The following is a 3,604-nucleotide window of genomic DNA, read 5'->3' on the forward strand; positions in this document are numbered from 1 at the left end:
AACAGTGCCTGCTTGTCGGCAAAATGATGGTAGAGCGCGCCGCGCGTCACGCCGGCGGCGGCGACGATCTCCGGCGTGCCGGTCTCGGAATAGGATTTCTCCGTGAACAGCTTTCGCGCCGCGGCAATCAGGTGGGCGCGCGTGGCTTCGGTGCGGTCGCGGTTGGAACGACGCGCGAAATCTTGTTGCATACATGCAGCCTGTATGTTAATTCGGTTTACATGCAGACTGTATGTTAATTGACGGGAGAAGGAAAGATGAAGACCACGAGCTATTACCCGGTGCTGATGACCGGCGACGTCGCCGGCACGGCGGCCTTTTATGTGAAGCATTTCCGCTTCCAGCCCCTGTTCGAAAGCGACTGGTATGTGCATCTGCAATCGGGGGAGGACAGAAGAGTCAATCTCGGCATCGTCCAGGGCGACCATGAGACCATCCCGGAAGAGGGGCGGGGCCGCGCTTCGGGCCTGCTGATCAATTTCGAGGTTCGCGACCCGGACGCTGTCTATGAGCGCGTCGTCGCCGCCGGCCTGCCGATCCTGCGCTCGCTGCGCGACGAGCCCTTCGGCCAGCGCCATTTCATCACCAAGGACCCCAATGGCGTGCTGATCGACGTCATCAAGCCGATCCCGCCGAGCGAGGCGTTTCTGGCGCAGTATGCGGAAGGGGTGGCGGGAGCCTGAGCGCCCGCCTCAACTGGCCCTTGCCACCGGCGTCACCGTCACCTGGCTGACACCGGTGCGGCGCACGACGGTGCACAGCGTCTCGCGGCCGATGCGTTCGGCGTCGAGCATGCGCACCAGGTCGTCGACGCCGGTGACAGGACGGCCGTCGATGGCGGCGATGATGTCGCCTTCTTTCAGGCCGGCCTTGGCCGCCGGGCCGTCCTTCTCGACGCTGCGCAGGCGAACCGCCGTGCTGGTCGAGACTTGCGACAACAGGGCGGCGCGGCGCGGCAAACTGGCAGTGTCGGCCGAGACGCCGATGAAGGCGCGGCGGACACGGCCGAAGCGGATGATCTCCGAAATGACGAAATTGGCGGTGTTGGAGGCGACAGCGAAGGCGATGCCCTGCGCGCCATGGATCATGGCGGTGTTGACGCCGATCACCTCGCCGGCCGACGAAACCAGCGGCCCGCCGGAATTGCCGGGGTTGAGCGCTGCGTCGGTCTGGATGACGTCGTCGATCAGCCGGCCGGTCGAGGCGCGCATGGAGCGGCCGAGCGCCGAGACGACGCCGGAGGTGACGGTCCATTCAAAGCCGAGCGGATTGCCGATGGCGATGGCGATCTGGCCGCGCCGCAGCCGCTTGGAATCGGCGAGCGGTGCGACATCGGCAAAGCTGCCGTCGGCGCGCACCAGCGCGATGTCGGTGTCGGGATCGCGGCCGAGCACGCGGCCTTCGCGGGAGGCGCCGTCCGGCATCGAGACGCGCACTGTCCTGGCATCGCCGACGACGTGGAAATTGGTGACGACCAGTCCGTCCGGCGCGATGACGAAGCCGGAGCCGTGACCGCCCTGGCCGCCGACGCGTTCGATGCGGCAGACGGCCGGGCCGATGCGGTCGACGGCGTCCGCAACGGTCGTCGAATATGCGTCGAGCAATGTATCGTCAGGTTCGAATTTGGCTGCGGCGAGGGCCATGGAAGGGCTCCGTATTTTTCGGGCGAAAGGATGATTTTTTTCCTGTGCGCGTCGTTGTCCCAAAACCGCTGAGCACTTTTGGGCGACACGCACTATATGTGCGGAGCGGCTGGAACCGCCGCGACCTGACCAGATGGCCAGTCAAACCGGCAACTAGCCTTCAGGCGAGTACCTCTGAACGCGCTGTCGAGCGATATCTGGGGCATGGATGAACCCAGGAGACCAATATGAGCGATTTCAATCTGAGTGCGTTTTCGCAAGCCATCGCCGATCTCGCCGCCCAGGCGGCAGCGGCAACGGCTGGCTTCGCCACGCATCATCACCGCACGGCAAGCGCCTTCCACTGGCGTGACGGTTATTTCGTCACCGCCGAGGAGGCTGTCGAGGCCGGCGAGGAGATCGAACTGACGCTGGCCTCGGGTGAGGCGGTGAAGGCAGAACTGGTCGGCCGCGATCCGTCGACTGGCGTTGCCCTGCTGAAGCCGGCTACGGCCATCAACGCCGTGCCGTTGGCCAGGGCTGACGCGGTGCGGCCAGGCAACATTGCCATCGCCATCGGCAATAGCAACGGGTCGGCTCTGGCCGTTTCGGGCTCGGTAGGCGAAGTCGGTCCGGCCTGGCGCTCGATGCGCGGCGGCACCATCGACCGGCGCATCAATCTGGCCGTCGGTGCCGGCGGCCGTTTCGAGGGCGGCCCGGTTCTCGACGCCAAGGGTGCGCTGATCGGCATGCTGCTGTTCGGGCCGCGCCACCGGGCGCTGGTCATGCCTTACGAGACGATCGAGCGGGCGGTTGCGACGCTGCGCGAAAAGGGCCATGTCGCGCGCGGTTATCTCGGCGCCGGCCTGCATCCGGTACGCGACCGCGACGCGCATGGCGCGATGGTGATGAGCCTCGATGACGATGGTCCCGCCAAGGCCGCCGGTCTCTCTCTCGGCGATATCATCGTGGCGTGGAACGGTGAGGCGGTGCATGGCCCGCGCGACCTGATCCGCAGGCTCGGACCAGACAGTGCGGGCGCTTCGGTGACGCTCGGCGTGGTGCGCGGCGGCGAACAGCGCGATGTCGGGCTGACCATCGGCGAAAAGCCGCTTTCCTGAGAGGAGTGATGGACACGCTCACCAGCGACCGGATCATGCATGACGGTGCCGTCTCGCGGCGGCTGGTGGTGCTGATTGCGCTTGGCGATGCGTCGCGCGCCGAGCGCTTGGCGGCCTCGCTGGCCGCGAGCGATGACCTGCTGCCGGTGGTGGCCGGCAGGGCTGACGTCGCCATCGTTGACGACAGCAGCGGCGGTGCCGTGCCGGCCGCCATTCCCCGGGTTCTGCTATCGGGACGCGCTGGCGAACGGCCCGCGGGCGAGGTGTTGGCCGTCCTCCAAACGGGCGCGGACGATTTGTTGATCGCTGCGGCGGCGCGGCTGGCGGCGGCCGGCTATCGGGTATCGGGCGAGCGCAGAACCGGACGCCATGAGGATTTCCATACTGGCGATGGCGAGCCGTTCGAAGATGAAGCCTCCGACGAGCATGCCGTCCGTCCTTCGCTGTCGCCGCGCGAGGCGGAAGTGCTGGCGCTGCTGGCCGAGGGCGCACCCAACAAGGTGATCGCGCGGCGGCTGAACATTTCCGTGCACACCGCGAAGTTCCATGTCGCCGCAATCCTGATCAAGCTCGGTGCCGCCAACCGCACCGACGCGATTGCCACTGCGATGCGGCAGGGGCTGGTGCTGGTTTAGTCATAAACCCTACGCTGCGTAACGCGGTGTCCGGCGTGTCGGGTCTTGCGCTGTGGTCGCCCGCCGCGCAAAGCTTCGCGTCTGACGTGTTGCAAGGGAGGCGCAAGGAAATGTCGCTCAAGGGAAAGACGCTGTTCATCTCCGGCGGATCGCGCGGCATCGGGCTGGCGATCGCGCTGCGCGCGGCGCGCGACGGCGCCAATGGGACGATCGCGGCCAAGACCGC

The 3,604-nt window shown here is 66.6% G+C and carries 5 protein-coding genes and 1 pseudogene; 4 read left to right on the top strand and 2 right to left on the bottom strand.

Annotation, left to right across the window (positions count from 1 at the left end; all coding sequences use genetic code 11):
* Positions 1–191 (bottom strand): helix-turn-helix domain-containing protein (locus EOA22_RS27720; RefSeq protein ID WP_164755893.1); only part of this gene is annotated, 191 nt, incomplete at its 3' end.
* Between the two features lie 66 nt (positions 192–257).
* On the opposite strand from EOA22_RS27720, the gene EOA22_RS27725 reads away from it, so the two are divergent.
* Positions 258–683, top strand: a complete 426-nt coding sequence (locus EOA22_RS27725; protein WP_013530166.1) for a VOC family protein — start codon at positions 258–260, stop codon at positions 681–683.
* Positions 684–692: 9 nt separating this feature from the next.
* Here the strand turns inward: EOA22_RS27725 and EOA22_RS27730 are convergent, their stop codons facing one another.
* On the bottom strand, positions 693–1,643 hold the full coding sequence (locus EOA22_RS27730; protein WP_013530167.1) for a trypsin-like peptidase domain-containing protein: 951 nt from the start codon (positions 1,641–1,643) through the stop codon (positions 693–695).
* Positions 1,644–1,870: 227 nt separating this feature from the next.
* Here EOA22_RS27730 and EOA22_RS27735 point away from each other — a divergent pair, with 227 nt between their 5' ends.
* The 3 genes and pseudogenes from EOA22_RS27735 to EOA22_RS39105 all read left to right on the top strand — a co-directional run.
* A complete protein-coding gene (locus EOA22_RS27735; protein ID WP_063168768.1) occupies positions 1,871–2,743 on the top strand; it encodes a S1C family serine protease in 873 nt (290 codons plus the stop codon).
* A gap of 8 nt (positions 2,744–2,751) precedes the next feature.
* Positions 2,752–3,378, top strand: a complete 627-nt coding sequence (locus tag EOA22_RS27740) for a helix-turn-helix transcriptional regulator (protein ID WP_063168767.1) — start codon at positions 2,752–2,754, stop codon at positions 3,376–3,378.
* Between the two features lie 110 nt (positions 3,379–3,488).
* Positions 3,489–3,604, top strand: a pseudogene (locus EOA22_RS39105) (short chain dehydrogenase); the annotation flags it as partial.

Origin of the sequence: Mesorhizobium sp. M7A.F.Ca.US.014.04.1.1 (assembly GCF_003998745.1) — a bacterium.
GTDB lineage: Bacteria > Pseudomonadota > Alphaproteobacteria > Rhizobiales > Rhizobiaceae > Mesorhizobium > Mesorhizobium ciceri.